Genomic DNA, 19773 nt, shown 5'->3' with positions numbered 1-19773 from the left:
TGCGTCTTTTCAGGTCCCGTGTTTTTGGAACTACCACGAAAAAACTGGATTGTCGTTCATGCAGGGAGCCTGTTCCTGATGAGCACGTTAGTTCTTCGTCAGTGAATCGAACAGTTGCTCGTATTTTTCTGAGGTCGCGCTGATCGTGATATGAAAAGTGGATGATAAGGGAGTGATGACTTTCGGTACTGAGACAACAGTTCCGTTGATCAACATTGCAATTTGCATCCCTGCGGGATTTGCTGTTGCCAAAGCCAGCTTGGTCTCGCCGGCAGGTGTGAGATTTACGATAAGCGCTGGAGGGATATCCGGTGTGTCCTCGGACCGTTGAACAGTCGCCACATCCGCAGCCGTAATAATTGCCGGCGTTGTCAGATAAATCGTTGCGTTAGTATCAGGGATCGTTGCCTGCTTGGTAGTCGGGGTTTTAATAGGGGAGACTATGTAGAGCTCCAGCGTGGCTTTTTTTGCCAAGGGGCGTGGAACGTTCTTGATCTTTGCGCATCCGGTTAGAAGTAAGAGGGCAAGGCAGGCGCATTGCAGTATTCGCATGGTTCATCCTTCAACATTTAGCATGGTCAAACTCGGATTGAGAATAATCTTACAAACCAACTGTATACTTCAAATTTATTGCGGCAGTGCAGGCATGTAAAAATCCGATACATAATAAATCATAGTTTTGGCTTGCCAGTGATTCGCTACTTTTTCTTCGTGCCTTGGTCTTCGTCTTTACTGTCGGTTTATTTTAGAATACTTGCAACAACTTTAGGGGTAAATATCTCTGACCACAATATTGGTCGCGACAGTGTTCAAAATAATCAATAACAGTGTTCAAAAGTGTCGAATGTGGCAGGTGGCACTCACAAACCAAGACGATATTTCTATTTGAGAAGTCATTTTTATGGGTGTTCTATTGTGCGCTTTGTTCGGGGAATATAATTAAGAAATTCACTAAGGTACCTGTAGGATTTGTGTTGAGTGCCTTTACTGAATATTGATTATGCAGTTCATTACGCATATGATAGCACAATAGTAGTCTAATGATCCGGATGGCGTCGTCGTCAAATGTATCACACATCTCTGGGACTCTATTTCATCGACCTGTTTCGGGTTATTCTTCTGAGAGGAAAGCATTTTCTATGTTTCATCGTCATCAGTATTCTCTGGTTATCCTACTCTTTCTTTGCATGGGTTGTGGTGAAGGCGTTCCACCAAGCAAGTTAGATCGGCAGTCTGTGAGCGGTTCCGTCACGCTGGATTCCAAGCCGCTGTCCAACGGTTCAATCACATTTCATCCACTAAGTGCTACAGGTGAGTCAACCGTGTCAGGGACTCTGGTCAAAGAGGGTGCCTTTAAGCTATCTGAAGAGAACGGGCTTCCCCCAGGCAAGTATAAAGTGGTTATTACGTCGTCAGCTGCGACAAGCAGTCTCCCCACGGACCCGGAAGCAGCTATGGATGCGGCTTCCAAGCCACCAGCGGAAGGCCCGGAAATTCCTGCAAAGTACAATTCGAATACAGAATTGACATGCGATATTGTTGATGGCCCCAACGATTCACTTTCATTTGATTTAAAATCGGGATCCTGATCACACAACTCATCTAATTCATTTTTATTGTTAATGTATAAATGTTCTTTTTTCTTTTCATTTCTTTAAGGATGTTGCTATGTGTAACAAACGAAAGTCAGGTTTTACTCTGATTGAGTTACTGGTCGTCATCGCCATCATTGCCATCTTAATCGCGTTGTTGTTGCCCGCTGTGCAACAGGCGCGTGAAGCAGCCCGCCGTTCACAGTGCAAAAACAATCTGAAACAGCTGGGGTTGGCCATGCACAATTACCATGAAGTGACGGGCAATTTCCCGATCGCCTCAATGGGGATCGGGGTTCCCGGTCTGTCCAGTTCACAAAGTGGGCATGTCTGGATGCGCTACATTCTTCCGTATATCGATCAGGCGAATATATACAATCAGTGGGATGAATCCCTGCAGTATGCTCAGGGAGTTAATACCGCCCTGATCCGGACTGTGATCAAACCATTACTCTGTCCTTCGGATTCGGCCACGAAAACCTGGAATAACACTCCCAACTATAACTATGCGGTTAACTTCGGAAATACGACGGTTCAAAATGTGACTCCGTTTAATGGTGTCGCCTACCTGGGCGGCCCATTCAAGTATTCCATTTCGGCCACGACAGGGTTTTCATTCAAGATCCGTGACATCGCGGACGGTACTAGTAATACGCTGTTGTTAGGCGAAATTCGTCAGGGACAAAATGGCCAGGATCTACGAGGTCTGATCTGGTATGTACCTCACGTGGGGTTCACAGCGCATTACCCGCCCAATACCAGTGTACCGGATAACCTGAATCCTGGTTTTTGCGTTGCCGCGAATTCGGCAATCAACCTGCCATGTCAGGGAACCAGCACAGCGGCTCCACTCAACTTCTCAGCCCGCAGTATGCATACGGGTGGGGTGCATGTGGCAATGTGCGATGGTGCAGTCCGCTTCGTTTCGGAGAACATCGATATCGGCACTTGGCGCGCACTCAGTACGCGGTTTGGGAACGAAGTCATTGGTGAATTCTAGATCTGCCACAGAGTTTGCGCCATCAGGCCTGAGGTGACATTGCCGCAGGCCTATTGGTGCATCCAATTTTACGAGTTATCATTTCCATTTATATTAGAGGAGATTCCATTGAGACGCTCTAAAAAATCAGGTTTTACACTGATTGAGTTACTGGTGGTGATCGCGATTATCGCAATCTTAATCGCTTTACTGTTGCCCGCAGTACAGCAGGCACGTGAAGCGGCCCGTCGTTCGCAGTGTAAAAATAATCTGAAACAACTAGGATTGGCTATGCAAAACTACCATGAAGTGACGGGAAATTTTCCGATCGCCTGCATGGGGAGCATCGCTGCAGGCGACAATAATCAGAGTGGCTGTGTCTGGATGCGGTATATCCTGCCTTATATCGATCAGGCGAACATGTATAACCAATGGGATGAATCCGGACAGTATACCCATGGACCAAATAACGCCCTGATTAAGACCGTCGTTACGCCACTTCTCTGTCCTTCTGACTCGGCCACGAAGACCTGGAATAATACCCCCAACTATAACTATGCAGTCAACTTTGGGAATACTACAGTCGAAAGCGTGACTCCTTTTAACGGTGTCGCCTATCTGGGGGGGCCATTCAAACATTCCAATTCGAGTACGATAGGTCATTCCTTCAAAATACGAGACGTCGCAGATGGCACGAGTAATACTATTTTGCTAGGTGAGATTCGTCAGGGACAAAATGGCCAGGATTTGCGAGGTCTCATCTGGTACGTGCCACACGTCGGCTTTACGACGCATTATCCTCCTAATAGTAGTGTGCCGGATAATCTGAATCCCGGTTTTTGTGTCGCTGCCAATTCTGCAATCAAGCTCCCTTGTCAGGGAACGAGCTCAACAGCCCCACTCAACTTCTCCGCTCGCAGTATGCATACGGGCGGCGTGCATGTGGCACTGTGTGATGGTGCGGTCCGCTTCGTTTCGGAGAACATTGATATCGGCACCTGGCGCGCACTGAGTACGCGGTTTGGGAACGAAGTGATTGGTGAATACTAGTACGCCTCAAAAGTTTCGCTATCAGATCTGGATCTACATCGCCGCAGGCCTCTTGACCTGTGGCGGTGTTGTCTATTACCTGTCTGGTTCATCAACAGATTCCAAAGAGTTGCTCGCGCATGCGAATCGTGAACTGGCGGCAGGTCACGCTGCCAGTGCGCAAGCATTAGCAGATCAGATCATAGCCCGGGACCCCAAACAGATTAACGCCATTCTGCTGGCTGCCCGAGCAGCACAATCGCAGAATGATCGTCCTGCGACCCTGGCTTATTATGAAAGCCTTCCTCAATCATCGAGTCCCGAACTCGTCGACAGTCTCTGCTTCGGTGCCGACCTCGCCATACAATGGGGACAGGTTTCGGCTGCCGAGAAGCTGTATCGAAGGTGTCTCGATGAATTACCTCTTCACCAGCGAGCGAACGCGGGGCTGGCCTACTTGCTCGGAGTCGAAGGCCGCTGTGCGGAATCCGTGGAGCCTCTGCTTCGACTTGTTCAGCAGAGCCAGTTCGGTTTACATCATCTGGTCTTGCTGGGGGCGAGCCATCCTGTCATTGCCGATACCGGCTTCATTGAACGTTGCCGCACAGAGAATCCTCAGGATCCACTTCCGCTGATCGGCTTGGCGCGTACTGCCGCCTCACAGAACGAATTCGACACCGCGCGTGAATGGCTCGAAACCGTTGTCAGCCAAGAGCCGCTATCAGCTGAAGGTCAGGCCCAGTTGGGGCAGGTTCTGCAGTCCATACATGCAGAAGAGTTCAAGAAATGGAATCGTGACCTGCCTGAAGATGTAGAATGGAATGCGGGAGTCTGGGTAGCGCGGGGGCTGTGGTTTCGTGAGCACGATGATCTTCGCGCGGCAGCACGGTGCCTGTGGGAGGCGGTACGCCGCGATCCTGATCACAGGGTCGCCAACCTTCAACTCGGACAAACACTGGTTGCTTTGGGATTAAAGGAAGAAGCGCAGCCCTTCCTCAAACGCGGTAAACAGTTACTGGAGCTGGCGCAGGTGGTGGATGATCTCTTCGCGCATCCACGAAATACGGCTGGCATGCAGCGAGCTGCCCAGCTTACGGAAGAACTGGGGCGTCTCTGGGAAGCCTGGGGATGGGCGATGCTGGAATTCACACAGAATCCTCAGGTCAATTGGCCACGCACCGTGATTGAACGCCTGCAGCCCCGACTGACTGCAAATCTACCACGCACCCTGATCAGTGCGAATCCTGCAGCACGCATTGATCTTTCAAGTTATTCACTGCCCGAGTGGGAGGGAGCGGATATCGCGGAAACGAATGAGCGTTCCGTGTCTAATCTGTCTGTCGCATTTCGGGATGATGCAGTGGTGTCTGGAATCGACTTTGTCTATCGCAGTCGCGGAAAGGCCGAGACGGGTGAAATGCGGATGTATGAGAGCAACGGCGGGGGCGTTGCCGTTTTCGATTATGACAGCGACGGGCACCCGGACCTCTATCTGACACAGGGAGGAACGCTTTCGCCCGAAACACAAGCACCCGGCATGACTGATCGCATCTTTCACAATCTGGGAACGGGGGCTTTTGCTGATGTGACCATAAATGCTGGACTCGGTAGCGCGTCCTACGGTCAGGGGGTGACCGTAGGAGACTTTAACAACGATGGTTTTCCGGACCTGTACGTGGCCAACCTCGGACAGAATCAGCTGTATGAAAACCTGGGCGATGGAACATTTCAGAAAGTGACCCACACATCGAAAGACAGTCCCGAACAGTGGACGACCAGTTGCCTGATCGCGGATCTAAACGGCGACGGTCTTCCTGATATTTACGATGTAAATTATCTGTCGATTGAAGATGCGCGCCGGGCCACCTGTCGCAAAGGGGAAGAGCTTCAGTGGTGTAATCCCAGCAGCTTTGCCGCTTCGCAGGATCGATTGTATTTGAATACTGGTGATGGGACTTTTAAAGAGATCAGCGAGCAGGCGGGGATTGTCGTTCCGGATGGAAAGGGATTGGGGATTGTCGCCGCTGATTTTAATGGCGCGGGACAATTGAGTCTTTTTGTAGCGAATGATGCCGTGGCGAATTTCTTTTTTCAAAACGACTCGAAATCTTCTGCAGCACCGCAGTTCAGAGAGTCCGCGACCAGTCTGGGGCTGGCATTTGAAACTAATGGTTTCCCGCAAGCCTGTATGGGAGTTGCGGCAGGAGATGTCAACGGGGATAGCTGGCTTGATCTATTCGTGACGAACTTTTATGCACAGTCCAACACGCTGTACCTCAATCAGGAAGGGGGCGTGTTTCTTGATGCCACTGGTCGCAGTGGCTTACGCGAACCGGGATACCATCGGCTGGGATTCGGAACTCAGTGCCTGGATGCGGAATTGGATGGTTGGCCTGATCTCGTCGTCACCAATGGTCACGTGCTCGACCTGAGCGCGGGGGGCATACCGTATCAGATGGCGCCACAATATTTTCGTAATGTCGGTCAGGGAGAATTTAAAGAGGTCGCCGCCAGCAAATTAGGCGACTACTTTGAACAGGCCAGGCTCGGCCGCGGTCTGGCGCGGCTGGATTGGAATCGAGACGGGCGGCCCGACTTCGTGGTTTCGAATATCAATGCCCCTGCATCCCTGGTGACCAATCTCACAGAGACACCAAATCACTACCTCGCCATTCAACTCTATGGCGTTACCTCGTCACGCGATGCGATCGGAGCAGTCGTGACAGTTCGCACTGGTGAGCGTGTCCAGGTGCAACAGTTGACTGCCGGCGATGGCTTTCAGGCCAGCAACCAGCGTCAACTCCTGTTTGGACTGGGAGACAAGATGATCATCGATGAACTCACCGTGCGTTGGCCATCCGGCAAACAAAGCAAATACTTGAATGTGCCCGTTGATCGAGAACTGAAGCTCATCGAAGGCGAAGAGGCGTCCTCGATTTAGGAACTGGTAACCGAAGTCAGGCCAACTTAACGAGCCGCAGAGCAGGATGTTTCAATACGCTGGGCATTCGTGATCTTGGTTTTCATCGCTTCCGAAGTAACCGATGCAGTAACCAAAAATAGAGGCACCGCAGGAGGGCAGGCCCGCATTGCCCCCCTGCGATTCAGTGCCTGTTTGCACCGTGAATCTAGGGCTGGTTGGAGAACAGTAACTCATGCAGCTTGGCGAGATCTTTGGCGGGAATTTTGATTACCTTGCGGTCGTAGGTCATTAAACCGTTGATTTCCCCTTCGACATCGGTTGTCTGGGTGTAAACCCCGGCTGCGATGCCGCGTTTGCGGAGCTCGTCCAGCAGTTGCAGTGATTTCTGGTAACGTGATTTGTACTCGGCTTCGTCCTTCGGTAGATCACCATAACCCCAGTTGCGTCGGGTGGAATCCCATAAGTGATCTTTCACTGGATAGCCGTGACCGCCGAACTCTCCGATGACTTTGATGAATTCATCGTCGTAACGATCTGCATCGAAGGGAAAACCGGGATGGGGATATTGATGCGCGTCGACCACATCGCCTACAGGCCAGAAATTGCCGCCGCTGGCGATGTTGATCAGTCGAGACGGATCTCGTTTGACGGTCCATTTTCCCACTTCTACAGTGCGGTGTTGGCCCCAGGCTTCGTTGAACGGAACCCAGACCACAATTGAGGGATGATTCTCTAGCGTGTCAATCATGCTTTCCAGTTCGACCATGTACTGATCGTGCTGTGGATCAGGCCATTTGGCATCTTTAGGATTGGGTTTGAGTCGTGTCCAGGGGGGATTGTGTCCTGCACTGACTTGATCCTGCCAGACCATCATGCCCAGTCGGTCACAGTGATAATAAAAACGCCGCGGCTCAACCTTGATGTGCTTACGGATCATGTTAAAGCCGGCGGCTTTGAGATACTCAATGTCGAACAGCAAGGCTTCATCGGAGGGGGGAGTCAACAGGCCATCAGGCCACCAGCCTTGATCCAGAGGTCCCCAGTGGAAGATGGTTTTTCCGTTGAGCGTGAAACGCAAATGCCCATCTTTATCACGAATTTTGCTGACACTGCGAATTCCCGTGTAAGACTTGACCTGATCCGAGACATTGCCCTTTTCGATCAAGGAAATTTCCAGATTGTAGAGATGCGGTGAGTCGGGAGACCAGAGTTTTGCGTCGGGAACGGTCAGCGATAATTCGTTGGTGCTCCCTTGGGCCACTACGTGGGTCTCTGCGACTTTTTGATCCCCGTCTTTGACGATGATCTGGATGGTTTGATCTGGCTTACCACCGATGATCTGGGGACGAACTGTAATGGTTCCCGCCTTAACGTCCGTTTGGATCTTCAGATCTTTGATATAGCTCGATCCGACCTGCTCCAGCCAGACGGTCTGCCAGATCCCCGAGACCTGGGTGTACCAGATTCCGTGTGGGTCCAGGATCTGCTTACCGCGAAGTTGCCAGCCTTCAGTGGCATCTTTGACACGGACGACGACACTATTTTCTCCGGGGCGAATCAGGTCTGTCACGTCAAAGGAGAAGGGGGTATGCCCGCCTTTATGAGAGCCGACAAGCTTCCGGTTCACGAATACGTCGCAGAAATAATCGACGGCTTCAAAATTCAGCAGGGTTCGACGATCGGCTGACTCGGGCGCTGTAAAGGTGCGACGATACCAGAGTGCTTCTGAAGGATTGAGCAACCGTTGGACACCACTCAATTTCGATTCCAGGCAGAACGGGACCAGGATTTGACCAGCCCAGTCTGTGGGGATCTTCTTCTGATCGAGGGGCGTGATTGCATAGTCCCAATTGCCATTGAGGTTCTTCCAGTTATCACGGACGAGTTGTGGACGAGGGTATTCGGTCCAGGCGTTTTCAGGGGTGACTTGTTCGCCCCATTTTGTGATCAATTTGGAATGAAAGGGGACGGTACTGCGTTTAGGAGGAGGCAGTACGGGGACCTGCTTGGCATCGATGACGTGCACATCAATAAACTGGCCCCCTCCATCCTGGTAGCAGTGTACTGCCAGCAGGTTCTTCCCTTTTTGAAGGGCCTGTCGCCCTTTTTCGTCCAGGGGAATCACGCTAAAGTTGGTAGTCCAGCCTGTTAAATCTGCGACCTGCTGACCGTTAATATAAATCTGGGCTTCATCATCATGATGTACCATCAACGCGGGTTTTTGTGGGACGTCTTTCAGCTGGAACGATTTTCGCAGCCAGATGTTTTTCGTTTTCCATTCGGTTCCGACGCGTGAACCGGGAGTTCTACGAGTGCCGAATCCTCCGAAACCTGCCTGCCATTTGCTGTCGTCAAACTGAGTTGATTGCCAACCGTCGGCAGGACGTTTGAGCGTATACTGCCATTGATCGTTGATTTCCTGTGCCATCACGAATGTGCAACTGAAAATCAGCAATGCAAATGCTGAGACAATGCGAAATAAAACAGAGGACGAGAACAAGTTTGTTTTTCGGGTTGGATACATAGCGCCGTTCCAAAGGAGTCGTTGTTGAATCTGCTGTAATTGAAGTGTTTGATTATTTGGTTGAGAATTGAAAGACCGTCGTCGACTTATATTCTTCACCCGGTTTCAAAATCGTTGTCGGAAAGTTTGGTTGATTGGGACTGTCGGGATAATGTTGTGTCTCCAGGCAGAAACCGCCGCGATGCAGATACGGTTTACCAGACTTGCCACTCAAACGCCCGTCCAGAAAGTTGCCACAATAGAACTGGATTCCAGGTTCCGTGGTACGGATTTCGAGAACGCGACCTGATTCGGGTTCGTATACTTTGGCAGCGAGTGTCAGCTGATTTTCTTTACCGTGTTTGTTGAGGGCCCAGTTATGATCAAAGCCGCCTCCGAATTCCAACTGCTGGTGTTGCTGATTGATATCCCGTCCGATTGGTTTGGGGGAGGTAAAGTCGAATGGTGTTCCCGCGACAGCCGCCAGTTCGCCGGTGGGAATCAGAGTCTGATCAACGGGCGTGTATTTCCTGGCATTCAGCATCAGTTCATGGTCGAGAATGGTCCCTGTGCCTTCCCCCTTCAAGTTGAAGTAGGTGTGCTGCGTCAGATTGATGGGCGTTGCTTTGTCGGTCGTTGCGAGGTAGTCCACGATCAGCTGGTTTTCGTTGTTCAGCGAATAGGTGACTTTGATGTTGAGGTTTCCCGGATATCCTTCTTCCCGATCTTTGGCAAGATAGGTCAGTTCGATTTTCGTAGGAGAAACCAGTGTTGCGTCCCAGACGACTTTGTCGAGACCGATGACGCCGCCGTGCAGATGATTCTCGCCATTGTTTTTTGCCAGCGTATAGGTTTCACCATTGAGCGTGAATTGACCTTTGGCGATGCGGTTGCCGTAGCGGCCGACAATGGCGCCGAAGTAGGGCTTGTCAACCGCGTTGATATAGTCCTCAACACGATTGTAACCCAGAGCAATGTCCGCCATTTTTCCGTTCCGGTCGGGGACGGAAATGGACGTGATGATGGCACCATAGTTGGTGACTTTTACTGTCATGCCTGAGTTATTTTTCAACGTATACAGCTTGATGCTGTCGAAATCTTCGACCTGACCCCGTGCAGGGGCAGCCAGGCACAAAACAACGGCAGTAAATAATGAGAATATTTTCATTTCAACTTCCTTACGAGGCGAGGACTGAGAAGTCTGCAAACGTAGCGTAAATGGTGAATACAATCACGATCAGGATAAGTCCGGCTGGTTTGGCGAATTGCCACGGCGTCATATCGACGGCTCCCACATCTTCCTGTTCAAATTCAGTTTCGCGAGGGGCGACTTCACCAATCACCAGCATCAATATTAGTAACCAGCTAAAGACAAGTCCCAGAAAGTGGAATTCGTGCAGGGAAGCGACGATAGTATCGAACGGAGGGACGAAGTACCCAATGGCAATCACGGCGAAGCCCACAATTAATCCGGCCTTGGCGGCAATCGAAGGCACGCGTTTGGTTAACATGCCCATCAGAACCACAGCAAAAATGGGGATGAAGTAAATACCGTTCATTTTCTGCAGGTAGCCGAAGATGCTGGTGGTATTCGCCAGGAGGGGAGCAAGACTCATCGCTACCACGGCGACAATCCAGCCGAATATTTTACCCGATTTTACCACAGAGGCCTCACTGGCATCCTGTTGGAACACGTTTTTATACAGCCCCAGACTGAACAGGGTGCAGGAACTGTTCAACGCGGAATTGAAACTGGAAAGGATGGCACCGATCATGGCGGCAGCGAAAAATCCAGTCAGCGGCGCGGGGAGTACGCGGTTCACCAGTAACCCGTAGGCATGGTCTGCTTTGATATCTTCGCCCGCAAACATGGTGAAGGCGATCATGCCGGGAATCACAAGATAGAGCGGTCCGAGCAGCTTCAATGCGCCTGTCAATAGAACGCCTTTCTGCCCTTCGGCTAAACTGCTGGCACCCAGCGTACGTTGAATAATCTGTTGGTTGGTCGTCCAGTAGAACAGGTTTAAGAGAAAGATACCTGAGAAGACGGTTCCAAAAGGGACTGATGATTCGGGGCTGCCAATCGAATTGAGTCGCTCTTTCTGTTCTTCAAAAATCTGTGAGGCACCTGCGGAGATTCCCCCATCACCACCAAGCATTGACAGTGCGAAGCCGGTAATTAAGAAGCCTCCAACCAGCAGGCCGATGCCGTTGATTGTGTCTGAGACGGCGACTGTTCGTAAACCGCCGAACAAGGCATAAATGGATCCGATGATGCCGACAATCCAGACAATCAGCCACAGCGAGAGTGTGTGCGCATCGATGCCCAGTGATTCGGGCCAACTGCCCAACATCGAAGGGACGTCAAGAATGCCGAGCATGCCTGTGGCACCGGTGTAGAGAATAATCGGTAACAGGATTCCCACATAAGCTACCAGGAAGATCAGGTTCGTAATCACCTGTGTCTGGTGATCAAAACGAATTCCCAGGTATTCAGGAACAGTGGCGACCCCACTTTTGAGGAATCGCGGCAGAAAGAACCAGGCCATAAAGACCAACGCAATCACACAGAGCACTTCCCAGACCATCACGCACAGTCCGTCAGTGAAAGCAGCGCCGTTAAGCCCGACCATCTGCTCGGTGGAGAGGTTTGTGAGTAACAGTGAACCAGCGATTAAGGGAAAGGTCAGCGAACGCCCGGCGAGAAAATAGCCGCTGCTGCTGGAATGATCATCGCGGCGCGTAATCATCCAGGTCAGAAAGGCGACCAGGCCTGTAAAAAACAGAAAAGAAATAATTGTCAGTAGCATGATGTTTCGTTCCCATAATCGTTTGAGGCTATGATTTGGTTCAAGTGCATCGAAATCGTGCGTTAGTTGAAAGGCATTCGATACAGTACACAGCCTCTGCTCTGAATACCAGTAAAACAACAGCGTTCAGGGGCTGTTGCACTGGTTTCCTTCAGTGAGACTTATCTGTTTTCCGGATCAGTAATTTTCTATTCCTTTTTAAATGGTAGGGTCGAGAATGACTTTCATAGCGCCCGGCTCACCAGCATACAGGCGCGCAAACCAATCGGGACCTTGTTTCAGTGAAGCGGTTGCGGTGATGAGTGGATCAACGCGAATGGCCTGTTTCTGCAGTAAATCAATACAGGCGGGATACTCGCCGCTGGAAGCACATGATCCAAAGATGGATAACTCACGTGTGACAATCGATTGCAAAGGCATTTCGATCGTGGGGGAAAGATTGCCAATCAGGGTGACCGACCCTCCTTTCCGTGCGCAGTCAACGGCGGTACGCACGGTGGCCGTGGTTCCGACTACTTCCAGTACGACATCGGCACCATGGCCGTTCGTTCGTTGTCTGACTTCAGTGGGCACGTCTACTTCATCTGCCTTCAAGGTTACATCTGCACCCAGTTGCTGCGCCAGTTCCAGACGGCCTGAGTCCAGGTCGACGGCAATGACCTGGGAACAGCCGGCGAGCCGGATTGCCTGGATGACCAGCAACCCGATCATTCCACTTCCGACGACGACTGCCGTATCGCCGAGCGAAACGGGAGTCCGATTGGCGGCATGCACGGCAACGGAAACCGCTTCGATCATCGCCGCATGGGCAAAGGGGAGATCTTTCGGCAGCGGGTAGCAGATATGCTGTGGAACCGAAACAAATTCGGCAAACGCACCATGTCGTCGGTATTCCTCGCACGAAACACCCAGTACCTTGCGCTGATCACAGAGGTTGATCTCACCACGGCGACAATAGAAACATGCGCCGCAAGAGACGGTTGAATCAAACGTGACATGATCGCCGGGCTGGAATCCGGAAACGTGGTCACCTACTTCTGTGACCACGCCGGCAGCTTCATGCCCCATTACCAGTGGCGGAATGCGTCGTCCGGTGCTGCCATCGTATCCATGAATATCACTGCCGCAAATGCCACAGGCGCGAACTTGAACCAGGATATCAGTCGCGCCGATCTCTGGTTTCTCAAAGTCGGTCAATTCAAGTTGCTGATATTCCGTTAATACCATTGCTTTCATGTTATTGCTTCTATGATTAATGCGAGCGAGAATCATCGGTTGAACAAGGGACTCTGTTCAGGAGTCAGGGACTTTCCCGCCAAGAAGATTCCGAGGAAATCGCCTTTTTATAGCCAGATGATCTACTTCTGAGTCTAATCACCGAACAGGGAGAGATGCTTTACAAGAGTCGATTATAAAAGCGTGCTGATTAGAATCAATGAGATGGGACGTCAGTGGTATAAGATATATTGTCACGTCGGAATCAGGCCTGAGCTTGCTGACGAAACTCTCCAGGAGTGATCTTGGTCAGTCGCTTGAAGACGACGTGCATGTACTCCGGATGCTCGAATCCGCATAAAGTAGAGATGCGTTCGATCGAGAGGTCTGTTGTATGCAACAGCTCCTGAATGCGCCTGACTTGCACATGTCGGATCTCTTCCTGTGGAGTGCGTCCGAGATATTTTCTCAACTGACGTTCCAGAGTGCTGCGCGAGACAGAAGCGTTCTGTGTAACTTCGTCAACACTGATCCCCCGGCAGGCATTTTCGCGAATGAACTGCAGCGCTGCTGCGATATTCGGGTCATCAATGGCAACAACATCTGTAGATTGTCGGGTGGCGATTCCAATCGGTGGGATCACCTGAGAAGACTTTGCGATCTTTTTGCCGTTCATGACCTGGGACAGCAGATCGGCGGCACGGAAACCGACGGCTTCCGCATTGGGAATGACACTGGACATGGGAGGGGCACAGATGCGACACAGTAACTCGTCATTATCGACACCGATCACGGCCACATCTTCTGGTACTGCCAGTTCGGCATTCGAACAGGCGTCGAGCACATGTTGCCCGCGCATATCGTTGCAGGTCATCACGGCGAACGGTCGCGGAAACTGCTTCAGCCATTTTGTCAGTCTGCTTTGAACATCTTCCCATGATCGTACTGAAGGACCATGCCAGGGAGAGTTGTAGATATCACAGTCAAAACCGGCTGCACGTAATGTTTCGACAAAGCCGTCCTGTCTGCGCTGGGACCACGCTTCACCCGTGAAGCCACAAAAACCGAACTTTTGAAAGCCTCGCTCAAGTAAATGTTCGGCTGCCATCCTGCCAATAGCCGCATCGTCGGACCTGACTTGCAGGAGTCCCAGATCTTCCCCACGATCTGTGAGTTCTACCAGAGGAACGCCGGTCGTCGCCACCGCCTTGACGAGATCGGGAGTAGTGGCGCGGGAGATGATTCCATCGCCGTTCCATTTTCCCAGCCACGCGGGCGGTTTTTTTCTAAGGTCGCGTTGTTCCAGAAAGACGGACCATTCATCATGCATTCGCATAAAGCGGACGATGCCCGCCAGCAGATCTCTGCCGTAGCTGCTGGATGTTTCGATGATCAATGCTACGTGTCGCTTCATCCTGCATAGCTTATCGGTTTCGAAACGGACCGTCGAGGCTGTCTATGCTGGGGTGAACGAGGGTAAAGGGATTTCAACAAACAGCAACGCTTTATCGCAATGAAACAGGCCCAATGGTACCGTTTCATTGCGATGTTTGCTGATCATAAGCGTTTCAGGTCGATATTCAATGACTCATTATTACCATTGGGGTCGATCTTGATTGTGACCGGTGATTTCACCGCGTCCGAATAGAGAGTCGGGATGCGATCCTTCTTTTCCACGGTTTGAATCGGCTCAGTAGGAGCAGGTTCAAAGTTCTTTCCCGATGCAGTCCCATCACTGTCCGGCACGGTTTCTGGTTCTTGCATCGTTGTTTGATAAACGACGACGCGAAATTCTCCTTCGATCGAACCATCGCCCGCATCGTAAGTTGACATCACAAAGGAGCCATCCTCTTTGATGATTCCACCGGCAGTCTTTCCTTTTTGAGTCGAAATCGGAACAAAAGAAATAGCCCCTCCTCCAACCAGCGGCTTGCCATCATAGTGGACGATGCCACCGGCCGGGTAAACTGTTGCCTGGTCGTTGCCACCACAGCCAGTCAGTAGGCCAGGCAACATGCCAGTCAACAAAATAGACAAGTTTAATACCAGACAGCGATGGATAGTTTTTGGTGTGAATGAAATCATAGTATTTCTTTGAGCTAAAGTCGTTTCACGTAACGTCCTTGATCATGATTGAAATCATTGCATTCAAGAAGTCAACATGAGACGAGACAGAGCGGATCGAATTATCAGTATCAGAAAGCAGGCCGTTTTTCTGTGGTCAAGACTTCAGATTAGAAATCGCTAATCACTTCGCGACCGCCCCGCGTACCCAAGGCTTGCCAAAGTGTCAAATCGATATTCTCAGAGAAAAATCTCACTGAGCCATCCGCCATTGCTCCCTGGACACCACCCGTGTGATAGCTGCGTGCCGCCGAGTACATTTCGGTATAAGGCGAGCCTATTTGAACACATGGCATGCCTTCCTCAGGGTAATTACGACATCCCCAAACTCCATCGGGAGTCGAGCTGTTTGGTCCGGTTTGGGTACTGAAAATGTTCCCTCCCATGACTCCATAAGTCCAGGTACCACGGGAGTCCTGTCTGGATGGTCCGGTTGAACTTTGCAGACGAAACTGGAGCTCGCTCAATGCCAGCGTGTTGGAAGTACCATCAATGATGTCACGAATTCCATAACTGGAATTATTGCCGAAGACGCCCCCTATTTTCATATCGCTTGTATGAATACTGCCATAACCAGCTTTGCCGTAGTTGGCTGCATAATTGCCGCGGGCTAAGTTTTCCAATCCGGTCCCATTTGCCATTTGCTCTTTATTTTTAGGATGAGAAGGGCAGAGCATGATGTTGATTTGTTTGCTGCCCACATCCATGCCTTGCGAAGTGTATGTTCCATTTCCCAGCCAGTCGAGAACTTCAGGTCGTTCGTTGGCAATGGTCATGAAATCGTCGAACATTGCCGACTGCTCAATATCTGCCAGCAGCATAAGAATCCATGAACCACCAATGGCGACTCCTCCAGACCCATTTGAGCCATTTGGATTATCACCTCTGCCGTTAACACTTCCAGGAGGAAAAACCATGAATGTCGAGTGGTAGTTGTGTAAAGCTACCGCAAGTTGCTTCAGGTTATTTTTGCATGTAGATCGTCTGGCCGCTTCGCGTGCCTGCTGAACAGCCGGAAGCAATAATGCCACAAGGATCGCAATGATTGCGATGACCACGAGTAGCTCAATCAAAGTGAATGCAGAACGGCGAAAACTTTTTGGATAAAATCGACAAACGAAATGATTTCGCATCAAAAATTCCTTATTCTGTAGAAGTGAAAGGTGGAAGATCCTTAAACATCGGACAATCTTGAAATTCTACTTATGCTATCTATACGCGATCTACAAATGGTATTCTTGCGGATACGTTATCTATGGATAGTTTCGTGTTCAATGGTAGTATGCTCATATCAGCATTTATTCATCAGTTGTTAACCTGACGTTAACTTAAGGTTTTGGCATAGATATCTCACTAAAAGTAAAGCAACAGAGATCAGTTCTTCAGGACTCATTCTTCTCTTTGTTATTTTTATGGTAGTTCGATGTGGGACCGTGTACGATTACTGATATCGAATTCAGATTCTCCCAAAAGAAAACAAAGGCCGAATTATGGCTCGCTGTCAATGTGATCCTGGCATGTTCCGATTTACGGTCTCGTATGCGAGTCGTGTCATTTTGTGTTTATTGATCACGCCTGGTGTGATTTATTCTGCTGATACAAAATCTAAAACTGCTGCTCCCGAAGAACGGCTTGAGTCGCTGAGGACTTTGATGCAATCGGCGCAGACTCCGCAGCAGGCCTTTGAAGTGTCTGTCATTGGCCTGGATCTTGCGGACGATTTGCTCAAGCAGAAACTGTTTTCAGATGCAGCAAAAGCGGCAGCCATTTCGAAAACGGCAGCGAAAAATGCAGACAATTCATATCTCTATCAGTCCAGTCTGTATTATTCCAAATATGCACTTGGCTTGGACGCCGATTATCGAGAAGTGGAAAAATCGCTCAAGGCTTTAAAGGCAGACCCAAAAGATCGAGATGCGGCTCTGGCAGCCGGGTTCTTTTACTGTTTGCAGAATTGGGACTGGAATCAAGGGCTACCACTATTAAAACGGTGCTCGGACGCATCGCTGGTCTCACTGGCCAATCGAGAACAAGAATTTCCCTCGATCGCCGCCGATCAGATCAAGCTGGGAGATCTCTGGGCCAAATATGCAGCAGAGGGGGACCCCCAACTGAAAACAGCTTTACTGCAACGAGCCAAGTTCTGGTATCTGAAAGCATTACCCCAGTTACCTGTATTAGAACAAGCTGCTTTAGTGAAGCGGATCAAACGCATCCCGAAAAAAACATTTCAATTAAATATTGCGGTCCGCATTGATGGTTCCGACACGCTCACGTTATCGGAAGACAGATTAACGTGGCGGAATCACGCTTACCGATATCCCAGTATTCTGATTATGAATGGAATCGAATGGAAAACTACGCAAACACAGGTTTTAGCCAATCAGGGAGGGACCCGGGTATTACCGCATCACATTCATCTGACGAGTGTGCGTTTAAAGAAGCAGCGCGGCCGCGGTCCTGTCAGTCTCAAGGTGACAGAGAGCCAAATCCAGGTTACATTTGACGACTCGAAACCAGGGGGCGCCAGCCACTATGTGATTGTGCTCTCGTTTGATACTTTTTGAAGGTGGTGAATTGGCGCATCAGACTGTTGGATATTAGTCACCATGAAAAACACGAATTCAAGTGCAGCGTCGGAGTTCAGGAAAATTAACGGCTGACATTGAGGATGATCGTCGCGCCTTTTTTTCGAAATGGAGACTGCATGTAGCCGCTGGTGGGCAAGTCGACCTGGATATGTAACCGATGCCGATCGCCATCCAGCTCTACGGTATAACCAATCATTCGGTACTGCAGGTCTTGTCCACCTGCACGTGCTGCAGTGACATCGACAGTGCTGACTTTATTCCAGCCTTTCGGCAGATCGACGACGATAAGGGCGCGATCGTTGAATAGCTGCTTATTCGAAGACAGATCAGCGTGATAGGTATCTGTGTATTCGCTCTTCAATGCAGTATTTGACAATACTGCCGTGATCTGTAACTGATCGGGAGTGATGAGTGATACCGTCTTCTCAAACGGGGGTTTCGTAAAGGCCTTTGAAATGACCAATGCAGGGTCACCAAATAGAATCCGGGAGGCGGTCCCCTTGAGCATCACTTCGCTGGGAGTCCATTTCGGTGATCGCATCTTGTCTGCAAACGGCTCGAATGTTGGCAGCGTTCCACCATTTCCCAGTATGACTCCGTTGTGAGTGTGTCGCATGATATCGCCGAGCGACTTTCCGGAGTAGGCCAGGTACTCCATTTCCTGGTAAACAGGAATCCCGTGGTCGGGATGCAAGGCCGCCAGATAGGCGATGGCGCTGTTACTGAGCAGGTTCAGGCAGAAGCAATCATCATCGGCGACCCTCTCACTCTTTACGGTTCCGTTCGCCGTCCATTGGTTAAACCAGCGACTGGTGACACCGGTGTAACAGGCGCCGTTAAACACGATGCAGGGAGCGAGTTTTAGCTGTTTTGCCTGCTGGCCTTGTAGTCCGTCAACAATTCGATCCGGATAGCCGTGCCCTCCCAGATGGATCAGGCCTGCGTCTTGCATTGAGCCCAGTTTCGTGTTGGTGAATCCGCGTGTTCCGTGGGAAATGCTCGCGAGTGCGGTCCGTTCCTGAAAAACGGGAATCATAAAGCAACCTGGTTGCTGAATGAAACTGTTCTGTGTGGCTTGAGAATTGGGACCGAAATTATCAATGAGCTTGCCTGGGAGTGTTAATTCCCCGCTTAGGGTTTTCGCAATTCGATCTACGAACATGGCGGCTGCTTCCGGAGTCGTGCCGGTGATGAATCCGCTGCTGACATCCACGAGTGGGTCGTCATCAATCTGTGTCGTCAATTTCAACCATTTCCAGGCAAAGTTCACATCAAGTTCGTCCGGCTTGATAAAAATTAACGCATACCGCGGCTGTATTGTTTTGAGTTGTTCCAGAACCGATTCAAGGTTGTCGGTAGAGAATATCAAACAGGTGGCATCCGGATGCAGGGCCTGCGCTTTCTGAATCGCCTGCCGATAATCGCGATCCGCGGTTTCGGAAGCAAGAATGATATAGGGGCCTGACGAGTCCAGTCGAACGGCAAGTGGCTCACGAGGCTTTGACAGTGCGAATGGCTGGCAGGCAGAGAACATGACAAAACCGGTGACAGCTATTCCGACCAAACTCAAGTTCCAAATTGAAGCGATGCGTGTCTTTTGTTGCATGATCATGTTTCGTCTCCAGTCATTCAGCCGACGCGAATTGACTTTGCGGCGATGCGGCGGTTTTCAGCTTCTTCGTAATTTTTGCGTATCACAGGAATCAGTGCGCCATTGACAATTGCAAAAACGAATCCCGATAAAAGGAACGGATACCAGATCCCATACGGTTGTCCGTTAAACAATGCGACCAGGCCTGTGGCAACCAGAAGTAGTCCGACGATGAAAAACAGGAACATCCCGCCGAGAATGAATCTTCGTCCCTTCCCTTGTGGACTCAGGATCCCACAAAGTGCCCCCAATAACCCGCATAGTGTGCCTCCACCCCCGCCAACAATCGTGCCAAACCAGGCACCAAATGTATTGGGATCAAACCAGAGTGCGTCCATAATTGTATTCCTCTCTGC

Annotated in this window: 15 protein-coding genes; 5 read left to right on the top strand and 10 right to left on the bottom strand. The window is 50.4% G+C overall.

Features of this window, described 5'->3' with window-relative positions; genetic code table 11:
- Positions 1–87: 87 nt before the first annotated feature.
- Entirely contained in the window at positions 88–552 is a 465-nt protein-coding gene (locus tag AAC022_RS10585; protein ID WP_339730763.1) for a hypothetical protein, read from the bottom strand.
- A gap of 587 nt (positions 553–1139) precedes the next feature.
- Here AAC022_RS10585 and AAC022_RS10580 point away from each other — a divergent pair.
- From AAC022_RS10580 to AAC022_RS10565, 4 genes are all read left to right on the top strand, one after another.
- Entirely contained in the window at positions 1140–1589 is a 450-nt protein-coding gene (locus AAC022_RS10580) for a carboxypeptidase-like regulatory domain-containing protein (protein ID WP_339730761.1), read from the top strand.
- Positions 1590–1668: 79 nt separating this feature from the next.
- Complete coding sequence (locus tag AAC022_RS10575; protein ID WP_339730759.1) at positions 1669–2592, top strand: DUF1559 domain-containing protein; 924 nt, start codon at positions 1669–1671, stop codon at positions 2590–2592.
- Between the two features lie 108 nt (positions 2593–2700).
- A complete protein-coding gene (locus AAC022_RS10570; protein ID WP_339730756.1) occupies positions 2701–3621 on the top strand; it encodes a DUF1559 domain-containing protein in 921 nt (306 codons plus the stop codon).
- Positions 3611–6541 (top strand): FG-GAP-like repeat-containing protein, encoded by a 2931-nt coding sequence (locus AAC022_RS10565; RefSeq protein WP_339730754.1) that lies wholly within the window; start codon positions 3611–3613, stop codon positions 6539–6541. The genes AAC022_RS10570 and AAC022_RS10565 overlap by 11 nt, the downstream gene beginning before the upstream one ends.
- 187 nt (positions 6542–6728) lie before the next feature.
- Here AAC022_RS10565 and AAC022_RS10560 read toward each other — a convergent pair whose 3' ends face one another.
- The 7 genes from AAC022_RS10560 to AAC022_RS10530 all read right to left on the bottom strand — a co-directional run bounded on the left by AAC022_RS10560 (position 6729) and on the right by AAC022_RS10530 (position 16308).
- Entirely contained in the window at positions 6729–9047 is a 2319-nt protein-coding gene (locus AAC022_RS10560; RefSeq protein ID WP_339730752.1) for a sugar-binding domain-containing protein, read from the bottom strand.
- 52 nt (positions 9048–9099) lie between these two features.
- A complete protein-coding gene (locus AAC022_RS10555) occupies positions 9100–10194 on the bottom strand; it encodes an aldose epimerase family protein (protein ID WP_339730750.1) in 1095 nt (364 codons plus the stop codon).
- Positions 10195–10204: 10 nt separating this feature from the next.
- On the bottom strand, positions 10205–11836 hold the full coding sequence (locus AAC022_RS10550) for a solute:sodium symporter family transporter (protein WP_339730749.1): 1632 nt from the start codon (positions 11834–11836) through the stop codon (positions 10205–10207).
- Between the two features lie 198 nt (positions 11837–12034).
- Positions 12035–13072, bottom strand: coding sequence for a galactitol-1-phosphate 5-dehydrogenase (locus AAC022_RS10545; RefSeq protein ID WP_339730746.1), 1038 nt, complete (start codon positions 13070–13072; stop codon positions 12035–12037).
- A gap of 244 nt (positions 13073–13316) precedes the next feature.
- Positions 13317–14465: a DNA-binding transcriptional regulator gene (locus AAC022_RS10540; protein WP_339730745.1), complete on the bottom strand. Its 1149-nt coding sequence runs from the start codon at positions 14463–14465 to the stop codon at positions 13317–13319.
- A 143-nt stretch (positions 14466–14608) separates the two neighbouring features.
- On the bottom strand, positions 14609–15136 hold the full coding sequence (locus AAC022_RS10535; RefSeq protein WP_339730744.1) for a hypothetical protein: 528 nt from the start codon (positions 15134–15136) through the stop codon (positions 14609–14611).
- Positions 15137–15285: 149 nt separating this feature from the next.
- On the bottom strand, positions 15286–16308 hold the full coding sequence (locus AAC022_RS10530) for a DUF1559 domain-containing protein (protein WP_339730742.1): 1023 nt from the start codon (positions 16306–16308) through the stop codon (positions 15286–15288).
- Between the two features lie 357 nt (positions 16309–16665).
- Between AAC022_RS10530 and AAC022_RS10525 the strand changes: the two genes are divergently transcribed.
- The gene (locus AAC022_RS10525) at positions 16666–17742 is read left to right on the top strand and encodes a hypothetical protein (protein WP_339730741.1); all 1077 of its coding nucleotides are present in this window, start codon (positions 16666–16668) and stop codon (positions 17740–17742) included.
- Positions 17743–17827: 85 nt separating this feature from the next.
- Here AAC022_RS10525 and AAC022_RS10520 read toward each other — a convergent pair whose 3' ends face one another.
- Both AAC022_RS10520 and AAC022_RS10515 read right to left on the bottom strand, forming a co-directional pair.
- The gene (locus AAC022_RS10520) at positions 17828–19378 is read right to left on the bottom strand and encodes a hypothetical protein (protein ID WP_339730740.1); all 1551 of its coding nucleotides are present in this window, start codon (positions 19376–19378) and stop codon (positions 17828–17830) included.
- Positions 19379–19395: 17 nt separating this feature from the next.
- Positions 19396–19755, bottom strand: a complete 360-nt coding sequence (locus tag AAC022_RS10515) for a hypothetical protein (protein WP_339730738.1) — start codon at positions 19753–19755, stop codon at positions 19396–19398.
- Between the last annotated feature and the right edge of the window lie 18 nt (positions 19756–19773).

Origin of the sequence: uncultured Gimesia sp. (assembly GCF_963976445.1) — a bacterium.
Classification (GTDB): Bacteria; Planctomycetota; Planctomycetia; order Planctomycetales; family Planctomycetaceae; genus Gimesia.
Note: the sequence above shows the minus strand (reverse complement) of the source record. Positions and strands in the feature narration are given on the sequence as shown.